The organism is Tsukamurella pseudospumae (assembly GCF_001575205.1).
In the GTDB taxonomy this organism is placed as follows: domain Bacteria; phylum Actinomycetota; class Actinomycetes; order Mycobacteriales; family Mycobacteriaceae; genus Tsukamurella; species Tsukamurella pseudospumae.
Genome location: NZ_LSRE01000050.1, coordinates 445,976 through 465,162, shown reverse-complemented (window position 1 = coordinate 465,162; position 19,187 = coordinate 445,976). Strand labels below are relative to the sequence as shown.

Below are 19,187 nucleotides of genomic sequence, written 5' to 3'. Positions count from 1 at the left end.
TTCCCTGCCGGCGCGCGGCGCGGGGCGCGCGGCCCAGTCGCCGACCGGCGGCCGGGCGTTCAGTTCAACGCAGCGAGCACCTTCTCCGCCAGCTCCGGCCGGCAGATCACCAGGTCGGGGAGGTAGGGGTCGGGATTGTTGTAGGTGAGCTCGGAACCGTCGAGGCGCGAGCAGTGCAGGCCCGCGGCCCGCGCGACCCCGACGGGCGCGCACGAGTCCCACTCGTACTGGCCGCCGGCGTGCAGATACACGTCGACCTGTCCGGTGACGACGGCCATCGTCTTCACCCCGGCGGAGCCGAGCGAGACCGGATGCAGGTCCAGCGATTCGGCCACCCGGAACATGCCGGGCGTCGCACGACTGCGCGACAGCGCGAGGTTGCCGGTCAGTGACCCGGTGGGCGGGACCACGGTGTCGGAGCGGAAGACCTGTCCCATCGCGGGCAGCGAGACGGCGCTCTGCACCGGCTGCCCGCCCTGCGTCAGCGCGACGTGCACGGCGTAGTCCGGGCGGTGCGCGGCGTAGTCGCGGGTCCCGTCGAGCGGGTCGATCACCCACACCCGCTCGGCGGAGAGCCGCTCGGTCGAATCGGGCGCCTCCTCCGAGAGCACGGCGTCGTGCGGCCGGTACCGCTGCAGCACCCGCGCGATCCAGGCCTGCGCGAGCCGGTCGCCCGTGTCCCCGAGCACCCCGTCGTCCAGCAACGACCCGTGCCGGATGGCCTGCAGGATGCGCCCGGCACCGTCGGCGATCTCGGCCGCGAGGTCGATGTCGGACAGGTCGCCGCGGTCGGAACGCCCGAAGAAGGTCATACCCCCACCCTAGAGTGGCAGTATGCCGGAGCTTCCCGAGATCACCGCGATCGCGGACTACGTGGGCGCCAAGGCCGTCGGCACGCAGGTCCGGCGGGTCGATGTGGCCGCACTGTCCGTGCTCAAGACCTACGCGCCGGGCCCGCACGACCTGGTCGGCGCCACCGTCACCGGCACTCGCCGGATCGGCAAGTACTTCATCCTCGATGGCGAGAAGCCCGACGGTGAGCGGCTCTCCCTCGTGGTGCACCTCTCGCGGGCGGGGTGGTTGCGCTGGTCCGACAAGCTCTCGCCGACCCCGCTCAAACCCGGAGGCAAGTCGCCGATCGCGCTGCGGGTGCACGTCGGGCCCGAGGGGGAGGGCTTCGACCTCACGGAGGCGGGCACGCAGAAGCGGCTCGCGGTGTGGATCGTGCACGATCCGCAGGAGATCGAGATGGTCGCGACCCTGGGCCCGGACGCGTTGGCCGTCACCCGCGACGAGTTCGGCGCGATCCTCGCGGGTTCGCGCGCGCAGCTCAAGACGTTGCTGCGGGACCAGCGGACGATCGCGGGGATCGGCAACGCGTACTCGGATGAGATCCTCCACACTGCGAAGCTGTCGCCCTTCGCCGCGGCGAAATCGCTGGACACGCAGCAGGCGGACGCCCTGTACGCCGCGATGCGTTCGGAGCTCGACGATGCCGTGGCCCGATCCGTCGGGCAGCACGTCGCCACCCTCAAGGCGGAGAAGCGCTCGGGGATGAGCGTGCACGCCCGCACCGGCGGCCCCTGCCCCGTCTGCGGCGATACGGTGCGTGAGGTCTCGTTCGCGGACCGCTCCTTCCAGTACTGCGCGACCTGCCAGACGGGCGGGAAGATCCTGGCGGATCGTCGGATGTCGAAGCTCCTGAAATAGCCGAAATCGCCCGAAGGGTAGGCATCGCTGTGTGACGAGCGGTAGGCGTGCCTTACCTTCTAGGGATGATCTGGGGTGATGCCGTCCCGAACTTCCTCATCGGCCTGCGTGAAGGCCTCGAGGCGGGACTGATAGTGAGCATCCTGCTGGCCGCTGTGAAGAAATCGGGCGGTTCGCGGGTACCGGTGTGGTTGGGCGCGCTGGGCGCGGCTTCGTTGTCGGTGAGCTTCGGCGCTGTGCTGACGTTCACGACGTCGGAGCTGTCGGCCACGGCGCGCGAGGTGGTCGCGGGCACGCTGAGCGTGCTCGCGGTGATCCTCGTGACGATCATGATCTTCTGGATGCGCCGCACGGCCGCGTCGCTGTCGAAGAGCCTGCGCGGCGATGTCGAGACGGCGCTGGCGCTCGGCGCGGGCGCGTTGGTGCTCACGGCGTTCTTCGCGGTCGCGCGCGAGGGCCTCGAGACCACGCTGTTCCTGTGGACCGCGGCGCGGGCCTCGGGCGATGCGGTCGCGCCCGCGATCGGCGCGGCGGTCGGTCTGCTGGTCGCCTTCGGGATCTGCGTTCTGCTCTACCGGCAGGCCGTCCGGCTCGACCTGGGCAAGTTCTTCCGCTACACCGCGGTGCTGCTCATCGTGGTGGCGGCGGGCGTGCTCGCGTACGGCCTCGGCGACCTGCAGAACGGCGGCGTGCTCCCGGGCCGCACCTGGCTCGCCTTCGACCTCAGCGGCACCATCAGCCCGGACTCGTGGTGGGTGGCGCTGATCAGCGGCGTCACCAACCTGGCGCCCAAGATGACGGTGCTGCAGGTCGTCGCGTGGATCGCGTACGTGGTGATCGTGCTGGGGCTGTTCCTCGGTACCAAGCCGCCGGCGCCCGTCGCCGGTGCGCACGACAAGGGCCGCTTCGAGGCGTGGGCCGCTCGGCTCGCGGGTCGTCGCACGCTGCCCGTCGCGGCCGTGGTGGTGCTGGTGCCGCTGCTCGTCGCGGGCCTGATCATCGCCCTCCTGCCGGCCAAGCCCCCGGCGGCGGGTTCGGTCACCGTCACTGCTGCGGACTGCGCCAAGGGCTTCTCCGGCGCGGGCCCGGGCCTGCAGCGGATCACCGTCACGAACAAGTCCGGCAAGTCCGGCGAGATCACCCTCGTCGACAGTGGGGACGCCGTGGTCGGCGAGATCGAGACGCTCGGCCCCGCTACCACCGCCGACCTGTCGGCGACGCTCGGCAACGGCGGCTACCAGTTCGTCTGCTACCTCGCGGGCCAGAAGGCCACGCGCTCCGCGCAGTTCACCGTGACCGGCGGCTCGGGGGACACCCCGAAGGCCGTCTCCCGGGTGACCAAGGACGATCTCGACGGCGTGAACGTGAAGTACCAGGACTACGTGCTGGCGGTGCTGCCCTCGGTCGAGGAGGCCCTGGGCCGGGTGAAGAGCGCGCTGACCGGCGGTGACACCGCGGGCGCGAAGCGCGCCTGGCTCGACGCCATGACGGCGTGGGAGCGCGTCGGCGCCTCGTACAACAGCTTCGGCGACGCGGGCAAGGCCGTCGCAGGCCTGCCGGACGGGTTCGCCGACGGTGTCCGTGATCCGGAGTTCTCCGGCATCCGGCGGATCGAGTACGGGCTGTACACCGGCGAACCGTCGGCCGCCCTGGTGACGCAGGTCGACAAGACCCTCGACGGGATCGCGAAGGTCCGCAAGGACCTGCGCACCGACGACATCGCCGGGGACTCCACGACGCTGTCGCTCCGCGGCCACGAGATCCTCGAGGACGCGCTGCGCGACCATCTGACGGGCGTCAGCGATCAGGGGGCGCATGCGGGCTACGCCGCGACCGCCGCGGACGTGGACGCCACCCGCAAGGTTCTGCAGATCGTGGAGCCGCTGCTCACGCCCCGCGACCCGGACCTGCTGCCGACAGCGCGCCGCCAGCTCGACGACATCGTCAAGGCCCTCGACGCCGTGAAGCGGCCCGACGGCACCTACCCGCCGCTCGATGCGCCCACGCTCGCGCAGCGGCAGAAGATCAACGGCACCGTCGGCGCGGCCCTCGAAACCCTGTCCGCCGTGCCCAACCTCCTGGAGGTCCCCAAGCATGACGGATGAGAACACCACCGGCACGGGTCGCCGGAAGTTCCTGCAGGGCACGGCGGTCGGCGCTGTCGGTGTGGCGGCGATCGGCGGCGTCCTCGCCGGGGGTGCTCGGAGCGACGCCGCCCGGTCCCGGGAGAACGGAGCGCCGACGCCCTCCGAGTCCTTCCCCTTCGAGGGGGGACACCAGTCCGGTGTGCTGACGCCGCCGCCGTCGGCGAAGCAGGCATCGCTCATGGTCGCGGCGTTCGACGTGATCGCCGCGGACCGAGCGGGTCTCGAGCAGTTGCTGCGCACGATCACCGATCGCGCGCGGTTCCTCACCGCGGGCGGCGCGCCCGCCGATCTCGGTGTGGGGAAGCCGCCGTCGGACAGCGCGGTTCTGGGCCCCGTGGTCCCGGCCGACGGGCTGACGATCACGCTCGGCGTGGGCGACTCGCTGTTCGACGACCGGTTCGGGCTGAGCGTGCGTAAGCCGCGCAAGCTCAAGCCGATGACGGTGTTCCCGAACGACCAGCCGGACGCCGCGCAGATGCACGGCGACCTGGTGCTGCAGCTGTGCGCCAACAACCCCGACACCGTGCACCACGCGCTGCGCGACATCGCCAAGCACACCCGCGGCGCGATGCAGCTGCGGTGGAAGATGCAGGGCTACGGCGCCCCGCCGCGGCCGGAGGGATCGTCGCGGAACCTGCTGGGCTTCAAGGACGGAACGGCCAATCCGGTGGGGAACCAGGCGGAAGAGCTGATCTGGGTCGCCCCGAAGAACGAGGCCGGCGAGCCGTCATGGACCGTGGGCGGCACCTACATGGTGGTGCGGCTGATCCGGATGATGGTCGAGTTCTGGGACCGCGTCTCGATCGCCGAGCAGGAGGGGATGTTCGGACGTCGTCGCGACACCGGAGCGCCGCTCGACGGTGCTCAGGAGACCGACGACCCCGACTACTCGAAGGACCCGGACGGGAACGTCATTCCGACCGATTCCCACATCCGCCTGGCGAACCCGCGCGAGGGTGAGGAGACGGAGAAGCAGCGCCTGGTGCGCCGGTCGTACAACTACGACCTGGGCCTGGACATGAACGGCAACATGGCGTGCGGCCACGTCTTCATCTGCTTCCAACAGGACATCGACGCGCAGTTCGAGACGGTCCAGAAGCGCCTCATCGACGAGCCGCTCACCGACTACGTGACCCCCTTCGGCGGCGGCTACTTCTTCGCCGTGCCCGGTGTGCGCGGTGGCGACGACTTCCTGGGGGCCGGGCTCTTCCGGTAGTTCCGACGGTGCCTGGCAGGCCGGGCCGAGTGGTGGCGACGCCGCTCGCTTAGACCTCGGTCCGCTCGGCTAGCGCCTCGGGCCCTCCGATGCGCTCGACGGCGTCGCCACCACTCGTCCCTCGTCCGGCAGGCCGGAAGTCATGCGTTGCTGGGAGTTCGGGGTGCGGAGGGCGTCCCGCACCCCGCGCTCCGCACCCCGCGCCCGGCGCTCCACACCCCGCCAGGGGCTCTCACGATTTCGAGTACTGCGGCAGTATCAGTGCTTCAGCGCGCGGCTCACTGCCGCAGAACTCGACATCCTGAAGCGCAGTCACTCCGCAGACGACGATGCCGCCGGCCCCTGGGTGAGGGGTCCGGCGGCATCCGCTTCTTCGCGGCCGGTGAGTGCCGCGGCGGTGGGGACTACTTGATCAGCTTGTCCGCACCGTCGTTCTCGCCCGTCTCCGGGTCGTAATCGCCGAGCAGGAAGTCGCCCTCGGCGGCCTCGTCCTCGATCTCCTGGGACACGGCCGCGGCCTGCGCCAGCGCGGCGTTGCGGCGCGCGATCGTGACGCCGGCACCGGCGGCGGCGCCGCCGAGCGCGAGCGCGGCCAGCCACGGCTTGTTCAGGCGGTCGCCCAGCAGGTGGTCGACGGAGTACTTGCCCGGGCCGGTGAGGGCCAGCGCGGCGGCTGCGACACCGAGGGTGATCGGGTACTCGTTGCCGCCGCCCTGCGCAGCGAAGCCCTGCGGACGGTGCACCTCGGCGGCGACGATCATCGCGCCGACGCCACCGGCGGCGGCCAGCGGCGTGGCGGCTCCGAGGGCCAGCGCAGCGCCGGCCAGCTCGCCTGCACCGGCGATGGCCGCGTTCGGCTTGCCGGGCGCGAAGCCCATCGACTCGAAGCCCTGGCCGGTGGCGTCCAGCCCGTGGCCGCCGAACACGCCGAACAGCTTCTGCGCGCCGTGGTAGGCGAGCGCCCCGCCGACGGCGGTGCGGAGGGCGAGGAGTCCCAGGTCACGTGCGGTGTTGTTCTGTCCCATGCCATGGTTCAACCGGACCGCGGTCCCAGGGATTCCGGGAGGCGCGAAATGTGTCACACGTCACCGCGTTTCGAGCGCGACTCCCCGGTGGTAGTCGCGAACAGACCGGTAGCTCAGCCACATCGCCCCATTCGCCACGATTGAGTACACGACGAACGCGACGATCTCGAGCTGTGTCGGCCCACCGTGCCGCGAGAACAACAACGCGATCAGTGGTGTCAGCAGGACCGCGCCGAACAGAGGCCCTGCGGCGACGCGACCTGGCGTGAGGAGTGAGACGTAGGGGACCCAGGTGCGGTCCTGATTCTTCGCGTAGAAGATCGGCCTACCGCCACGGCGGCACCCCGTGCCGATCGCCAGAGAGACACATCCTGCAGACGCGGTCGCGAACGTGCCGATGAGGACCACGGTGGTGATGGCGCTGTTGGAGGTGCTGCCGCACCACATCCAGGTGATCGCGCACGCGAACGTGAAATGCGTGATCACGCCCATGTAGATGATCCAGGTGGCCGAGCGTCGACGGTGAGGCGGCGCAGGAAGTCCGGTATCCATGAAAGCAATGTACCTATTAAGATTTGACGATACTTGTGGCGCGGGCCGCTCCTTCTTCTTGCCTGCAAGGATGGGCAAGCGATACGGTATGGACATATACTAGATACATGATCGCGAACATGCGGAGGGGGTGTCGCGCGGTGGCCGCCGCCGCAGGGACGGGACTGCTCGTCATCGCGTGCTCGCCGGCGACCTCGCCGGGAACGACGACGTCCGCGTCGTCGCCTGCGTCGTCATCGGCCTCGAGCTCCGCGGACCCGCGAGCCCGTGCCGCCGAGGTCGAGCGTGTCCGTGACCTCCTGGTCGGCACGTGGCGGCGAGTGGAGGCGCCGAATGAGGTGCTCGAGAGGTACCTCGTCGACGGAAGGACCGAGGTGGTCAGCGCGTCGGGCGCCGTCGCGGGCGCGGGGACGTGGGAGGTGGTCGCTATGGATCGGGCGGGCGACTATTCGCCCACGGCGATTCAGCAACGCGGCGATCCGCGGACACGGATGGTCGTCGCGGCGATCGACTGGAACTCGATGGTGTGGTCGATACCGCTGCGCGGCACGACGTACCACTACACGCGCGTGGGCCTCTCGCCCTTGGCGGGCTTCTACGGCGGGCATTGGCGCGGCCTGACGATTCGCGCGGACGGCACGGGCACCGGGTACTACAAGGTGGTCTGCGACAGCGCGGGCGCCCAGTGCGAGAACGGCGTCTACTATGACTTCGTGCTCGAGGACGTCGAGACCGGCTCGGGTTTCTCGAACGCGGTCCGGCGCATCACCCGCGTCCGGCCCTCCGCAGCCGGTGACCTCCTGCGCGGCACCGAGCGGGTGCGGCTGGATGCGAACACCGACGTCATCTTCAGTGGCGGCATCACCTTCTGTGGCTCCCGCGCTCGCGTCTCCGCCTGCGGCGCGTAGCTCACACCACGAGCTGTCCCTCCAGGTCCGGCACGGACGCGCCGCCGGTGGCCCGACGGTACGCCGCCCCCACCAGTTCGATCGCCCGCCGGAGCTGATCGGGCGGCAGCGAGTAGGGGATCCGGATGTTGCGCTCGAGGGCACCGTCGACCCCGAAGGCGGAGCCGGCGGCGATACGCACCCCGAGTCCCGCAGCGGCGGCCGCCGTCGCGGTGCCGACCGGTCGCGGCAGCGTCACCCACAGGCACAGGCCGCCGACGCCGGGCGAGGCGGTCGCCCCCGGAAGGTGCTCGGCGACGACCTCGAGGGCGACCGCGCGGCCGGCGCGCAGGGCGTCGAGCCGCCCGGGGAGGAAGTCGGCGAGGTGGTCGAGGGCGTAGCCGGCGGCGAGCTGCTCGAAGACGGCGCCGGCGAGGTCCATGTCGTGCCGGGCGGCGGTCAGTGCGTCGGGCGAGTTCTCCGTGCGGATCCAGCCCACGCGCAGGCCCGCCCAGATGGTCTTGCTCGCGGAGCCGATCGTGATGATGCGGGCGCCGCGCGGTGCGAACGCCGCCACGGGCGGGGGAGCGGGCGCGTCGAGCGCGAGCTCGGCCATCGTCTCGTCGACGACGACGGGCACGCGGTAGCGCGCGGAGATCTCCCCGAGCCGCCGCCGTCCGGTCTCGTCGAGGAGCAGCCCCGTCGGATTGTGGAAGTCGGGAATGGTGAAGATGATCCGCGGATTCTGTTGCTTCACCACGGCTTCCACCTGATCGAGATCCCAGCCGTGGTCCGGGTGCAGCCCCACGGCGACGGGACGCGCGTTGTGCCGTCGGATCGCGAGGATGGAGCCGTGGTGGGTGGGCTGCTCGATGAGTACGCGGTCGCCGGGGTGCACCAGCGTGTCCAACACCACCCGCAGCGCGTGCTGCGCGCCGGAGGTGACGAGCACCTGGTCCTCGGTCGTCGGCAGGCCGCGGTCGCAGTAGCGTCGCGCGATCGATTCCTTCAGCGCCCGAACGCCTCCCGGGTACAGTCCGATGCCCGCGAGGTAGGGCGGGGCGCATTCGAGGGCGTGCCGGTAGCCGTCGTGCACGATCTGGTCGGGTGCCGACGGTGCCGCGATGTTCAGCCGGATCAGGTCGGCCTCCGGCCCGGTGTCGGCGGGCTCGGCGGGTACGGAGTGGGGCAGCGTGAGCACGCTCCGCGCGCCCTGCCGGGACTGCAGGTGCCCGCTGTCACGGAGCTCGGCGTAGGCCGCGGTCACCGTCGTCCGGCTGACCTCGAGGTGGGCCGCCAGGGCGCGCTCGCTCGGGAGCGCGGTCCCGACGGGGACCCGACCGTCCAGCACGAGCAGGCGCAGGGCCTCGGCGAGGGCGAGGTAGGCCGGACGCGGACCGTCGGGCCTCCAGGAGCCGAGCTGGCGGGCGAGAGCGGCCGCGCCGACGGTGCCAGTTGAGGGGAACATGAGGCCAGTATCTCAGAACTGGCTATGGATTGCCATGCCACTTCGCGGCATTGTGAGTGTCATGATGATTCGACTGATCAAGCTGTTCGTGGGCCTGTGGCTGTACGGCACGGCCATGGTCGCGATCCTGCGCGCCGGGCTCGGCAACATGCCGTGGGACGTGCTGCACCAGGGGCTCGCGGAGAAGATGCACCTCTCGGTGGGTGTCGTCTCGATCATCGTGGGCGCGCTGGTGCTGCTCCTGTGGATCCCGATCCGGCAGAAGCCGGGCTTCGGCACCGTCGCGAACGTGATCGTGATCGGCGTCGCCTTCGACACCATGGCGCCGCTGTTCCCGGAGGACCCCGCGCTGGTCGTGGCGATCCCGATGATGCTCGGCGGCATCGTGCTCAACGCCTTCGCGACCGTGCTCTACATCGGGGCCGGGATGGGGCCCGGCCCGCGGGACGGCCTGATGACGGGGCTCGTGGCCCGGACCGGCGGCTCGGTGCGGGTGGTGCGCACGTCGATGGAGGTGCTCGTCGTGATCGTGGGCTTCCTGCTCGGCGGGACCCTCGGTGTCGGGACGCTGCTCTACGCGGTGGGTGTCGGCCCGCTGATCCAGCTGTTCGCGCGCACCGGCCTCGGCGGGCCGGCGTTGGCGCAGGGCGGTGACGGGCACGGCGGGGGCCACGATGCGGTCGCTACTGTGGGGGAATGCGGATCCTCATCACCGGAGCCAGCTCCGGCCTCGGCGAAGGCATGGCTCGGACGTATGCGGAGCGCGGCGAGGACGTAGCGCTCCTCGCGCGGCGCCTCGACCGGCTCGAGGCGCTGCGCGCCGAGCTCACCGCGTGCCCGAAGGCGGGCACCGTCGAGATCGGGCGGCTCGACGTCACGGATTTCGACGCCGTCCCCGTCGCCATCGGCGCCGCCGTCGAGCGCCTCGGCGGCCTGGATCGCGCGATCGTCAACGCCGGTGTCGGCAAGGGTGCGCCGCTCGGCACGGGCAAGGCGCACGCCAACCTGGAGACGATCCAGACCAATCTGACCGGCGCGCTCGCGCAGATCGAAGCCGTGCTGGAGGTCTTCCGCGCGCAGGGCCGCGGCCACCTCGTGCTCATCAGCTCCATCGCCGGCCAGCGCGGCATGCCCAAGGCCCAGACCGCGTACTCGGCGAGCAAGGCCGGTCTCACCGCGATCGGTGAGGGGCTGCAGGCGGAGTTCGCGGGCAGTGACATCACGGTCACCGTGATCAAGCCGGGCTTCATCGAGACGGACATCAACAAGGGCGTGAAGACCTCGATGAAGTCCTCACTCGACGACGGCGTCAAGGCGCTGGTCAAGGCCATCGACCGGGAGCCCAAGGAGGCCGCCGTGCCGTCGTGGCCCTGGACGCCGCTCGGCGCGGTGCTGCGCCACGCCCCGGACGAGCTGACCCGCCGCCTCATCTGATTCGACTTCTCCGCCGTCTCACCCGTTCGAGGTAGGGGCTCAGCCCTGAGCCGGTGGCCGCAGAACCCAGGGGCCGGCCCGGATGTGCGGCACCATCGTCGCTCCTAGCGTGAGGAGTGACGAAAGGTGGTGCGAAATGCGCACATTCATCAAGACCGCCATGATCTCCACGGTGGCCGGAGCCGCACTGATCCTCGCGGCGGCACCGGCGAACGCGGGCCCCTCCGACGACTACGACTACGCGACCGGCGCGGTCGGCGAGTCCTGTGCCGCCCAGTCGCTGGGCAAACTCGCCCTCGACCGGTACAGCGGCATCGTTCTCACCTGCACCGACGCCGGCACCTGGCAGATCCCGAAGGCCTCGTAGGTCTTTCCGGCCAGCGGTCTAGACGGCGCGGCCCCGCGCCTCCCGGTACCAGCGCACCTCGGCGTCCGTCGACGAGTCGAGCTCGGCGGTGGGGGCACCGTCGGACGCGATGACGGGGAGCAGGGCGTTGGCCTGGACCTTCCCGAGCTCGACGCCCCACTGGTCGAAGGCGTTGATGCCCCAGACGGCGGCCTCCGTGAACACCTGATGCTCGTACAGGGCGATGAGTTGGCCCACGACGGACGGGGTGAGCTTGGGCGCGAGGATCGTGGTGGTGGGCCGGTTGCCGGGCATCACCTTGTGCGGCACCACCTTCGGGTCGGTCCCCTCGGCCGCGATCTCCTCGGCGGTCTTGCCGAACGCCAACACCTTGGTCTGCGCGAACAGGTTGCTCATGAGCAGGTCCTGCATGGTTCCGACGCCGTCGATGGTGGGCAGGTCGTCGGTGGACTCGGCGAAGCCGACGAAGTCCGCCGGAACCAGCCGCGTGCCCTGATGCAGCAGCTGGAAGAAGGCGTGCTGACCGTTGGTTCCCGGCTCGCCCCAGAAGATCTCGCCGGTGTCCACGGTCACGGGCGTGCCGTCGACGCGCACCGACTTGCCGTTCGACTCCATTGTCAGCTGCTGCAGGTAGGCGGGGAACCGCGCGAGGTCCTGCGCGTAGGGGAGCACCGCCCGCGACTGCGCGCCGAAGAAGTCGGAGTACCAGAGTCCGATGAGCCCCAGCATGATCGGCGCGTTCTGCGCGATCGGCGCCGTGCGGAAATGCTCGTCCACGGCGTGGAAGCCCGCGAGGAACTCGGCGAACCGCTCCCGGCCGACGGCGATCATCACCGACAGCCCGATCGCGGAGTCCACGGAGTAGCGGCCGCCCACCCAGTCCCAGAATCCGAACATGTTCGCGGTGTCGATGCCGAAGGCCGCGACGCGCTCGGCGTTCGTCGACACGGCGACGAAGTGCTTGGCCACCGCCTCCTCGCCCGTGCCCAGCCCGTCGAGCAGCCAGCGCTTGGCGGCGTGCGCGTTGGTCAGCGTCTCCTGCGTGGAGAAGGTCTTCGACGCGATGACGAACAGCGTGGTCGCCGGGTTCAGCGCGGCCAGTGTGCCGGAGACGTCCGCGGGGTCGACGTTCGAGACGAAGTGGCAGGTGATGCCGCGCTGCACGTACGCCCGCAGCGCGCCGTAGACCATCGCCGGCCCGAGATCGCTGCCGCCGATGCCGATGTTGACCACGTCGGTGATCGGCTCGCCCGTGGCGCCGCGCCACGTGCGGGAGCGGACGGCGTCGCTGAAATCGCCCATCCGGTCGAGCACGTCGTGCACGTCGCGGGTCACGTCCTGCCCGTCGACCTGCAGGTCCAGGCTCGACGGTGCGCGCAGGGCCGTGTGCAGCACGGCGCGGTCCTCGGTCGAGTTGATGTGCTCGCCGGCGAACATCGCGTCGCGCCGGGCGGTGACCCCCGCGGCCTCCGCGAGCGCGGCCAGTAGGTCCAGCGTCTCGCGGGTGACGCGGTGCTTGGAGTAGTCGATGTACAGATCTCCCACCCGGAAGACGAACTCGGAGCCGCGCTCCGGATCGTCGGCGAACAGCTCGCGCAGGTGGACGCCGGACAGCTCGGAATAGTGCTCGGCGAGGCTGCTCCAAGCGGGGGACGCGGTGATGTCGCTGTCGCTCATGGGCGCCAGCCTAATGTCCGGTGAGGGGTTCCGCGCGCGGTTCCGGGCGGACCCCGTGGGAGGCGGCGCGGACCCGGGCGCACGACCCGCCCGCCGGGACTAGTGTGGCTGGCATGGCAACCGAGCAGCGCATCCGTGACCTCCTCGACCGCGTCCCCACGGGGATCTTCGTGAACGGTGCGTTCCGCGATTCGAGTTCGGGTGCAACCTTTCCCGTGCACGATCCCGCCACGGAGGAGGTGCTGATCGAGGTCGCCGACGCCACCGCGGAGGACGGTGCGGCCGCGCTGGACGCCGCCGTCGCCGCCGGGCCGGCGTGGGCCGCCACACCCGCGCGCGAGCGTGCCGAGATCCTGCGCGCCGCGTACGAGGGCCTCGTCGCCCGCACGGACGACTTCGCGCTGCTGATGACCCTCGAGATGGGCAAGGCCCTGCCGGAGTCGGCCAACGAGGTCCGCTACGGCGCGGAGTTCTTCCGCTGGTTCTCCGAGGAGGCCGTGCGGATCGCCGGCCGCTACACCCCCGCGCCCGCCGGCACCGGGCGGATCCTGGTGAGCAAGGCCCCCGTCGGGCCGTGCCTGGCGATCACCCCGTGGAACTTCCCCCTCGCGATGGGCACGCGCAAGCTCGGCCCCGCGCTCGCCGCGGGCGCCACGATGCTGGTCAAGCCGGCCGGCCTCACCCCGCTCACGATGTTGCTGCTCGCGGAGGTACTGAAGGAGGCGGGCGTGCCCGACGGTGTGGTCTCCGTGCTGCCCACGTCGAAGTCCTCGGCGCTGACGGGGCCGCTGTTCGCCGACCCGCGCCTGCGCAAGCTCACCTTCACCGGGTCCACCGAGGTGGGCCGCAAGCTCATCGAGCAGTCCGCGCCGGGCGTGCTGCGCACGTCCATGGAGCTCGGTGGCAACGCGCCCTTCGTGGTCTTCGACGATGCCGACATCGACCACGCGGTCGCGCAGGCATTGCTCGCGAAGCTGCGCAACGGCGGAGAGGCGTGCACCGCGGCCAACCGGTTCCACGTGCACGAGTCGGTGATCGGGGAGTTCACCGACAAGCTGGTCGCCGCGATGGAGAAGTACGTCCTCGGCCCCGGTGTGCAGGACGGCGTCACCATCGGCCCGCTCATCTCCGCGGACCAGCAGGACATCGTCTCCGAGCTGGTGCAGGACGCGGTCGCGAAGGGGGCGACGCTGCGGCTCGGCGGCGTCGCGCCCGAGGGGCCGGGTCACTTCTTCCCGCCGACGGTGCTGGCCGACGTCCCGGCCGACGCGCGGATCCTCTCCGAGGAGGTGTTCGGACCGGTCGCGCCGATCGTCCCGTTCTCCGACGAGGACGAGGCCGTGACCGCCGCGAACGCCACCGAGTACGGCCTGGTCTCCTACGTCTTCACCCGCGACCTGGACCGCGCGCTCCGGGTCTCGGACCGTCTCGAGAGCGGGATGGTCGGCGTGAACCGCGGCGTCATCTCCGACCCGGCCGGCCCGTTCGGCGGCGTGAAGGCCTCGGGCTTCGGCCGCGAGGGCGGCAGCGAGGGCATCGAGGAGTACCTGGAGACGCGGTACATCGCGCTGCAGTGACCGCCCATCGCAATTGAACGACGTTCTGGAGGATCTGACCTGCGGTTGCCCTCTCCAGAACGTTGTTCAATTGAGTTCGGGGTGATCGCAAACCTCGCCGCGGCACGGTGAGTTGTGGCAACGTCGAGGGATGGCGGAGAAGCGGGCGGGCACCGGCACCCGGGAGAACGTGATCCTGGTGCACTGGCACGACCTGGGTCGCCACCTCACCTGCTACGGCGCCGAGGGCGTGGTCAGCCCGAACCTGGACCGGCTCGCGGCCGAGGGCATCCGGTTCACCGACGCGCACGCGACGGCACCGCTCTGCTCGCCCGCGCGCGGCTCGCTGTTCACGGGCCTGCACCCGCACCGCAACGGCCTCGTCGGGCTGGCGCACCACGGCTTCGAGTACCGCGACCACGTGCGCACCCTGCCGGCGCTGCTCGGCGAGGCGGGCTACCGCAGTGCCCTGTTCGGCATGCAGCACGAGAGTGCGGACCCGACCCGGCTCGGCTTCGACACCGCCGACGTCTCGGACTCCCTGTGCGACTACGTGGTCACGCAGTCGCAGGAGTGGCTGGCCGACGCCGCCACGCGCGACGAGCCCTTCTTCCTCACCGCGGGCTTCTTCGAGACGCACCGCCCGTACCCCGCCGACCAGTACGCGCCGGCCGACCCGAACGCGATCGGCGTGCCCGGCTTCCTGCCCGACACCGCGCAGGTGCGCGAGGACCTCGCCGGGCTGCACGGCAGCATCACGCAGGCCGACGCCGCGGTCGGGCGACTGCTCGGCACCGTCGACGAGTTGGGGCTGGCCGAGAGCACCTGGATCCTCTTCATCACGGACCACGGCCTCGCCTTCCCGCGCGCGAAGTCCACGCTGTACGGCGAGGGCACCGGCGTCGCGTTCATCGCGCGCCCGCCCCGCGCCCTCGGTCTCGCGCCGCGCGTCTACGACGACCTGTTCTCGGGCGTCGACCTGACCCCGACGGTGCTCGACCTGCTGGGCCTGCCCCTACCGGAGGACGTCGACGGTGAGACCCACGCGGCCGAGCTCCTGGAGCCGACGGGCGAGCAGGTGCGCGCCGGGCTGTTCACGCAGAAGACCTATCACGACGCCTACGACCCGATCCGCGCCGTGCGCACCAAGCAATTCAGCTACATCGAGAACTACGCCGAGCGGCCCGCGCTGCTGCTGCCGCTCGACATCGCGGACAGTTCCTCCGCCGCCTCGCTGGACCCGTACGAGACCGCCGCGCCGCGGCCCCGTCGGGAGCTGTACGACCTGGTCGTGGACCCGTACGAGCGGCGCAACGTGGTCGACGAGCCCGCGTACCAGTGGGTGGCGCGCCGTCTCGCCGGCGTCCTCGCGAATTGGCGCGAGGAGACCGGCGACGTGCTGCCCTCCGAGGCCGAGGGCACCGCGATCGCCGAGGCCTTCATGGCTGCCTTCTTCGCCGGCCGGGCCGAGCCCGACGCCGACGAGACGCCGCTGCCCTCGCGTCGCCCGCAGGGCGAGCGCCGCGAACTGGTCCCGCGCGAGTCGGCCGCTCGCGAGTCGGCCGAGCGGGTCCGTGCCGGCGCCGCGAACGCCTGACCTACACCCGCACCTGCCGGAACTCCGGCGCGACCTCCGCGATCCGCTCGTAGTCGCTGTCGCGATGCACCACGATCGCGCCGTGCTGGATGGCGATCGCGGCGATCATCGTGTCAACGGGTCCAGCAGCCCGAACCTTGCCTGAAATCCACAGCCTGCGCTGCAGATCCAGTGCGAGGGGGTGAGTCCGATCATTCGGGTGAAGAACCTCCAGCAACGACCATCGTGCGTGGTACTCCTTGTCCCACTCCCGCGGTGACCGCGCGGAGAACAGGGCCTCGAGCACCTGTGGTGTGCACGCGGCGAGGAAGTGGCCGCGCTGCGTGAAGCGCACGACCGACTCGACCGGAACTTCGCCGGTAGGGATCCGTGCGATAACGGAGTTGTCGAGCAGGCACGGCGTCAGCAATGCGCCTTCGAGTGTCGCCGTCATCGGCGTGCCTCCTTGCGGAATTCCGGATCCAGGAGGGCGACGTACGGCGAGTCGTCGTCGTTGGCGAGGCCGTAGAGCATCTTGCGCTGCAGCGTCTGCATCAGCGCGAGCTCGACGAGGCTCACGACCATGTCCTGATTGGATGCGTAGCCCAGCTCCTCGCGGGCCCTGTCGAACAGCCCCTCAGGGGCGCGGAGTGACGTCATCTTGAGCGGAGCCTCCTGGAACTCGGGCAGGTGAATCTCCATCGCCCTCACCTCCGTCTATATCGGATTCGTCAGATCAGTATATCGGAATCGGACACGGTGCGGAATCCGATGTTGCCCGCCGTCGAGCTCGGGGTGTTGTGGCTGCGGGCCGCCGTGCGGTAGCGGTAGCAGTAGGAGTCGTGGCACAGGTGGCTGCCGCCGCGCAGCACCCGGGCGGTGCCGCGGTCGGGCCCCGTCGGCGAGACCTCCGGTGCCGCACGGTAGTAGCGCGCCGAGAAGCGGTCGGCGCACCACTCCCACACGTTCCCCACCGCCTGGTACAGGCCGTAGCCGTTCGGCGAGTACGAGCGCGCCGCGACGGTGCCGACGGCCCCGTCGGACTCGGGGAATGCCCCGACGAAGACGTTGCAGTCCCGGCCGGTCACCGGGTGCTCGTCGCCCCACGGGTAGCGCGCGCCGTCGAGCCCGCCGCGGGCCGCGTACTCCCACTGCGCCTCGGTCGGCAGGGCGCGACCGGTCCATGCGCAGTACGCGAGGGCGTCCGCGTACGAGACGTGCACGACCGGATGGTCGTCCAGGGCGACGGTGCCGGGCCCGCCCGGCGCGCGGAACGTCGCGCCCGGCACCGTCAGCCACCACGGCGTGCCCGGGACCGGCGCCCCGGCCGACGGGTCCGCTGCGCTCGCGCGGAAGACGGCCGACGCGCCGAACCGCTCGGCATCGGTCACGTACCCGGTCGCGTCGGCGAAGGCCGCGAACGCGGCGACGGTCACCGTCGTCGCGTCGATCGCGAAGCCCGGCAGCACGACCCGGTGCACGGGGACCTCGCCGTCGGCGCGGTAGCCGTCGCCGTGCGCGTCGCCCATGCCGAACGCGCCGGCGGGGACGCCGGCCTGGGGGATCGGGTGCGTGCCGCCGCCCGGCACCGCGCCGGCGTGCGGCGGCAGGTCCGGGCCTTCAGGCGCGCAGCAGGTCACTCGTCGAGTATCCCGCGTTCGGTGAGCAGCGCGATCACCCGCTGGGCGAGCTCGTCGGTGTCGGCGCCGGTGGTGTCGAAGCGCAGGTCGGGGTCCTCGGGCTTCTCGTACGGTCCGTCGACGCCGGTGAGACCGCGCAGCTCGCCGCGGTCCGCGCGGGCGTACAGGCCCTTCGGGTCGCGCTTGCGGCACTCGCTGACCGGCGTCGAGACGTGCACCTCGAGGAAGTCGATGTCGGCCGCCAGGTTCAGCTCCCGGGCGATGTCGCGATCGGAGCGCAGCGGCGAGACGAGGGACGCGATCGAGATCACGCCCGCGTCGGCGAACAGGCGCGTCAGGTGCCCCACGCGGCGGATGTTCTCGGCCCGGTCGCCGGGGGAGAAGCCCAGGTCGTCGGAGATGCCGTGGCGGATGTTGTCGCCGTCGATGAGGTAGGCGACCCGGCCCCGCGAGACCAGCGCCCGCTCCAGGGCGACCGCCACCGTCGACTTGCCGGACGCGGGGAGGCCCGTGAACCACACCGTCGCGCCGCGCTGGCCGGTGCGGGCCCAGCGTTCGGTGCGGCCCAGCGAGCTGGGGTGCCAGCGGATGTCGTTGCGGGTCGCCTGCCCGGGGATCACCTCGCGGGCGACCGCGATCGTGCCCGCGCCGACGGTGTCGTTGCTCGCCTCGTCGATGAGGATCAGCGCGCCCGTGTCCCGGTTCTGCGCGTACGGGTCGGCCACCACGACCGACGAGGTCCGCAGGGTGACGGTCCCGATGTCGTTCAGCGCCAGCTCGCTCGGCCCCACCTGCTCGATGAGCGTCTCGGGGTCGAGGCGCCGTTCCAGGGACTGGACCGTCGCGCGGACCGTCGCGGTGGCGTGCTTGAGCGCGACGCGGTCCCCGGCGCGCAAGGGCTTCTCGGCCAGCCAGCAGACGGTGACCTCCAGCTCGCGCGCGTTCACCGGCAGGTGCGCGCCCTCGGCACCGGAGACCAGGACGTCGCCGCGGCCCACGTCGATGTCGTCGGCCAGCTCGACGGACACCGACAGTGGAGCGACGGCCGTCGCGCGGTCGTCATCGAGCGTGTCGAGCGCGGTCACCGTCGACCTGCTCCCGGACGGCAGGACCAGCACCTCGTCGCCCACGGTCAGCGTGCCGGCGGCGACGCGCCCGGCGTACCGTCGGCGCCGCTCGGCCGTGGGGCGGGAGACCCACTGCACCGGGAGGCGCAGTTCCGTCGCGACCGCCGACGGTGCCCGCAGGGGCACGGTCTCGAGGTGTTCGAGGAGCGTGGGCCCGTCGTACCAGGGGGTGTGCTCGGAGCGATGCACCACGTTGTCGCCGAGCTTGGCGGCCAGCGGGATCGCGGGGATCGCGTCCAGGCCGAGCCGGACCGCGAGCTCGGCGAGCTCCGCCTCGACCTCCGCGAACCGCTCCGCGGAGAAGTCGACGAGGTCGATCTTGTTCACCGCGGCGATGACGTGCGGCACGCCGAGGAGCGTCGCGATGCGCGCGTGCCGGCGGGTCTGGCGCAGCACCCCCTTGCGGGCGTCCACCAGCAGGATCGCGACGTGCGCGTTGGAGGCGCCGGTGAACATGTTGCGGGTGTAGCGCTCGTGGCCGGGGGTGTCGGCGAGCACGTAGCTGCGCGACTCGGTGGAGAAGAACCGGTACGCGACGTCGATGGTGATGCCCTGCTCGCGCTCGGCGCGCAGGCCGTCGGACAGCGCCGCGAGGTCCACCTCGTCGCCGTCGGTCACGGCGTCCAGGTGGTCGGTGGGCAGGCTGCCGGTGTCGTGCAGCAGGCGGCCGATGAGCGTCGACTTGCCGTCGTCGACGGACCCTGCGGTGGCGAGGCGCAACAGCTGGCGCGTGGTCGGTGGTGCCAGTACGTCCGTCATCAGAAGTACCCCGCAGCGGTGTCCGCGACCGATCCGGTGGCGGGGT

General features: G+C 71.3%; 18 protein-coding genes. 9 read left to right on the top strand and 9 right to left on the bottom strand.

Annotated elements, in window-relative coordinates; translation table 11 throughout:
- Window positions 1-59: 59 nt before the first annotated feature.
- On the bottom strand, window positions 60-812 hold the full coding sequence (locus AXK61_RS23185; RefSeq protein ID WP_068574693.1) for a 3'(2'),5'-bisphosphate nucleotidase CysQ: 753 nt from the start codon (window positions 810-812) through the stop codon (window positions 60-62).
- A 22-nt stretch (window positions 813-834) separates the two neighbouring features.
- Between AXK61_RS23185 and AXK61_RS23180 the strand changes: the two genes are divergently transcribed.
- The 3 genes from AXK61_RS23180 to efeB all read left to right on the top strand — a co-directional run bounded on the left by AXK61_RS23180 (window position 835) and on the right by efeB (window position 5,073).
- The gene (locus AXK61_RS23180) at window positions 835-1,710 is read left to right on the top strand and encodes a DNA-formamidopyrimidine glycosylase family protein (RefSeq protein WP_068574695.1); all 876 of its coding nucleotides are present in this window, start codon (window positions 835-837) and stop codon (window positions 1,708-1,710) included.
- Between the two features lie 65 nt (window positions 1,711-1,775).
- Window positions 1,776-3,815 carry an iron uptake transporter permease EfeU gene (gene efeU, locus AXK61_RS23175; RefSeq protein WP_068747105.1) on the top strand — a complete coding sequence of 680 codons (2,040 nt, stop codon included), beginning with the start codon at window positions 1,776-1,778 and terminating at the stop codon, window positions 3,813-3,815.
- Window positions 3,805-5,073, top strand: coding sequence for an iron uptake transporter deferrochelatase/peroxidase subunit (gene efeB / locus AXK61_RS23170; RefSeq protein WP_068574700.1), 1,269 nt, complete (start codon window positions 3,805-3,807; stop codon window positions 5,071-5,073). The genes efeU and efeB overlap by 11 nt, the downstream gene beginning before the upstream one ends.
- Before the next feature lie 404 nt (window positions 5,074-5,477).
- Here the strand turns inward: efeB and AXK61_RS23165 are convergent, their stop codons facing one another.
- The gene (locus AXK61_RS23165) at window positions 5,478-6,098 is read right to left on the bottom strand and encodes a DoxX family protein (RefSeq protein ID WP_068574702.1); all 621 of its coding nucleotides are present in this window, start codon (window positions 6,096-6,098) and stop codon (window positions 5,478-5,480) included.
- 60 nt (window positions 6,099-6,158) lie between these two features.
- A complete protein-coding gene (locus AXK61_RS23160; protein WP_156485799.1) occupies window positions 6,159-6,728 on the bottom strand; it encodes a hypothetical protein in 570 nt (189 codons plus the stop codon).
- 29 nt (window positions 6,729-6,757) lie between these two features.
- On the opposite strand from AXK61_RS23160, the gene AXK61_RS23155 reads away from it, so the two are divergent.
- A complete protein-coding gene (locus AXK61_RS23155) occupies window positions 6,758-7,558 on the top strand; it encodes a hypothetical protein (RefSeq protein WP_068747103.1) in 801 nt (266 codons plus the stop codon).
- Window position 7,559: 1 nt separating this feature from the next.
- Here the strand turns inward: AXK61_RS23155 and yczR are convergent, their stop codons facing one another.
- Window positions 7,560-9,005 carry a MocR-like transcription factor YczR gene (gene yczR / locus AXK61_RS23150; RefSeq protein ID WP_068574708.1) on the bottom strand — a complete coding sequence of 482 codons (1,446 nt, stop codon included), beginning with the start codon at window positions 9,003-9,005 and terminating at the stop codon, window positions 7,560-7,562.
- Between the two features lie 61 nt (window positions 9,006-9,066).
- Between yczR and yczE the strand changes: the two genes are divergently transcribed.
- The 3 genes from yczE to AXK61_RS23135 all read left to right on the top strand — a co-directional run bounded on the left by yczE (window position 9,067) and on the right by AXK61_RS23135 (window position 10,806).
- On the top strand, window positions 9,067-9,783 hold the full coding sequence (gene yczE, locus AXK61_RS23145; RefSeq protein ID WP_197466901.1) for a membrane protein YczE: 717 nt from the start codon (window positions 9,067-9,069) through the stop codon (window positions 9,781-9,783).
- Window positions 9,702-10,439, top strand: coding sequence for an SDR family oxidoreductase (locus AXK61_RS23140; RefSeq protein ID WP_068574712.1), 738 nt, complete (start codon window positions 9,702-9,704; stop codon window positions 10,437-10,439). Before yczE ends, AXK61_RS23140 begins: the two co-directional genes overlap by 82 nt.
- Window positions 10,440-10,575: 136 nt before the next feature.
- Window positions 10,576-10,806, top strand: a complete 231-nt coding sequence (locus AXK61_RS23135; RefSeq protein ID WP_068574714.1) for a hypothetical protein — start codon at window positions 10,576-10,578, stop codon at window positions 10,804-10,806.
- Window positions 10,807-10,824: 18 nt separating this feature from the next.
- On the opposite strand, the gene pgi is transcribed toward AXK61_RS23135, so the two are convergent.
- Window positions 10,825-12,483: a glucose-6-phosphate isomerase gene (gene pgi, locus AXK61_RS23130; RefSeq protein WP_068747101.1), complete on the bottom strand. Its 1,659-nt coding sequence runs from the start codon at window positions 12,481-12,483 to the stop codon at window positions 10,825-10,827.
- Between the two features lie 113 nt (window positions 12,484-12,596).
- Here pgi and AXK61_RS23125 point away from each other — a divergent pair, with 113 nt between their 5' ends.
- The gene (locus AXK61_RS23125; protein WP_068574718.1) at window positions 12,597-14,060 is read left to right on the top strand and encodes an NAD-dependent succinate-semialdehyde dehydrogenase; all 1,464 of its coding nucleotides are present in this window, start codon (window positions 12,597-12,599) and stop codon (window positions 14,058-14,060) included.
- A gap of 130 nt (window positions 14,061-14,190) precedes the next feature.
- Complete coding sequence (locus AXK61_RS23120) at window positions 14,191-15,636, top strand: sulfatase family protein (protein WP_068574720.1); 1,446 nt, start codon at window positions 14,191-14,193, stop codon at window positions 15,634-15,636.
- Between the two features lies 1 nt (window position 15,637).
- Here AXK61_RS23120 and AXK61_RS23115 read toward each other — a convergent pair whose 3' ends face one another.
- The 4 genes from AXK61_RS23115 to cysC are packed head-to-tail and all read right to left on the bottom strand — an operon-like array spanning window position 15,638 to window position 19,141.
- The gene (locus tag AXK61_RS23115; protein ID WP_068574722.1) at window positions 15,638-16,069 is read right to left on the bottom strand and encodes a PIN domain-containing protein; all 432 of its coding nucleotides are present in this window, start codon (window positions 16,067-16,069) and stop codon (window positions 15,638-15,640) included.
- Entirely contained in the window at window positions 16,066-16,317 is a 252-nt protein-coding gene (locus AXK61_RS23110; RefSeq protein ID WP_068574724.1) for a hypothetical protein, read from the bottom strand. Before AXK61_RS23110 ends, AXK61_RS23115 begins: the two co-directional genes overlap by 4 nt.
- A gap of 29 nt (window positions 16,318-16,346) precedes the next feature.
- Complete coding sequence (locus tag AXK61_RS23105; protein WP_082778198.1) at window positions 16,347-17,255, bottom strand: formylglycine-generating enzyme family protein; 909 nt, start codon at window positions 17,253-17,255, stop codon at window positions 16,347-16,349.
- Window positions 17,252-19,141 carry an adenylyl-sulfate kinase gene (cysC, locus tag AXK61_RS23100; RefSeq protein ID WP_068747100.1) on the bottom strand — a complete coding sequence of 630 codons (1,890 nt, stop codon included), beginning with the start codon at window positions 19,139-19,141 and terminating at the stop codon, window positions 17,252-17,254. The genes AXK61_RS23105 and cysC overlap by 4 nt, the downstream gene beginning before the upstream one ends.
- Window positions 19,142-19,187: the final 46 nt, after the last annotated feature.

Bases quoted from the DNA above. Each gene is read 5' to 3' on its own strand.
- AXK61_RS23125 (WP_068574718.1), top strand. From the start codon at position 12,597: ATGGCAACCGAGCAGCGCATCCGTGACCTCCTCGACCGCGTCCCCACG.
- AXK61_RS23115 (WP_068574722.1), bottom strand. From the start codon at position 16,069: ATGACGGCGACACTCGAAGGCGCATTGCTGACGCCGTGCCTGCTCGAC.
- AXK61_RS23110 (WP_068574724.1), bottom strand. From the start codon at position 16,317: ATGGAGATTCACCTGCCCGAGTTCCAGGAGGCTCCGCTCAAGATGACG.
- cysC (WP_068747100.1), bottom strand. From the start codon at position 19,141: ATGACGGACGTACTGGCACCACCGACCACGCGCCAGCTGTTGCGCCTC.
- AXK61_RS23185 (WP_068574693.1), bottom strand. From the start codon at position 812: ATGACCTTCTTCGGGCGTTCCGACCGCGGCGACCTGTCCGACATCGAC.
- AXK61_RS23120 (WP_068574720.1), top strand. From the start codon at position 14,191: ATGGCGGAGAAGCGGGCGGGCACCGGCACCCGGGAGAACGTGATCCTG.
- AXK61_RS23140 (WP_068574712.1), top strand. From the start codon at position 9,702: ATGCGGATCCTCATCACCGGAGCCAGCTCCGGCCTCGGCGAAGGCATG.
- AXK61_RS23155 (WP_068747103.1), top strand. From the start codon at position 6,758: ATGATCGCGAACATGCGGAGGGGGTGTCGCGCGGTGGCCGCCGCCGCA.
- AXK61_RS23135 (WP_068574714.1), top strand. From the start codon at position 10,576: ATGCGCACATTCATCAAGACCGCCATGATCTCCACGGTGGCCGGAGCC.
- yczE (WP_197466901.1), top strand. From the start codon at position 9,067: ATGATGATTCGACTGATCAAGCTGTTCGTGGGCCTGTGGCTGTACGGC.
- efeB (WP_068574700.1), top strand. From the start codon at position 3,805: ATGACGGATGAGAACACCACCGGCACGGGTCGCCGGAAGTTCCTGCAG.
- yczR (WP_068574708.1), bottom strand. From the start codon at position 9,005: ATGTTCCCCTCAACTGGCACCGTCGGCGCGGCCGCTCTCGCCCGCCAG.
- pgi (WP_068747101.1), bottom strand. From the start codon at position 12,483: ATGAGCGACAGCGACATCACCGCGTCCCCCGCTTGGAGCAGCCTCGCC.
- AXK61_RS23180 (WP_068574695.1), top strand. From the start codon at position 835: ATGCCGGAGCTTCCCGAGATCACCGCGATCGCGGACTACGTGGGCGCC.
- AXK61_RS23165 (WP_068574702.1), bottom strand. From the start codon at position 6,098: ATGGGACAGAACAACACCGCACGTGACCTGGGACTCCTCGCCCTCCGC.
- efeU (WP_068747105.1), top strand. From the start codon at position 1,776: ATGATCTGGGGTGATGCCGTCCCGAACTTCCTCATCGGCCTGCGTGAA.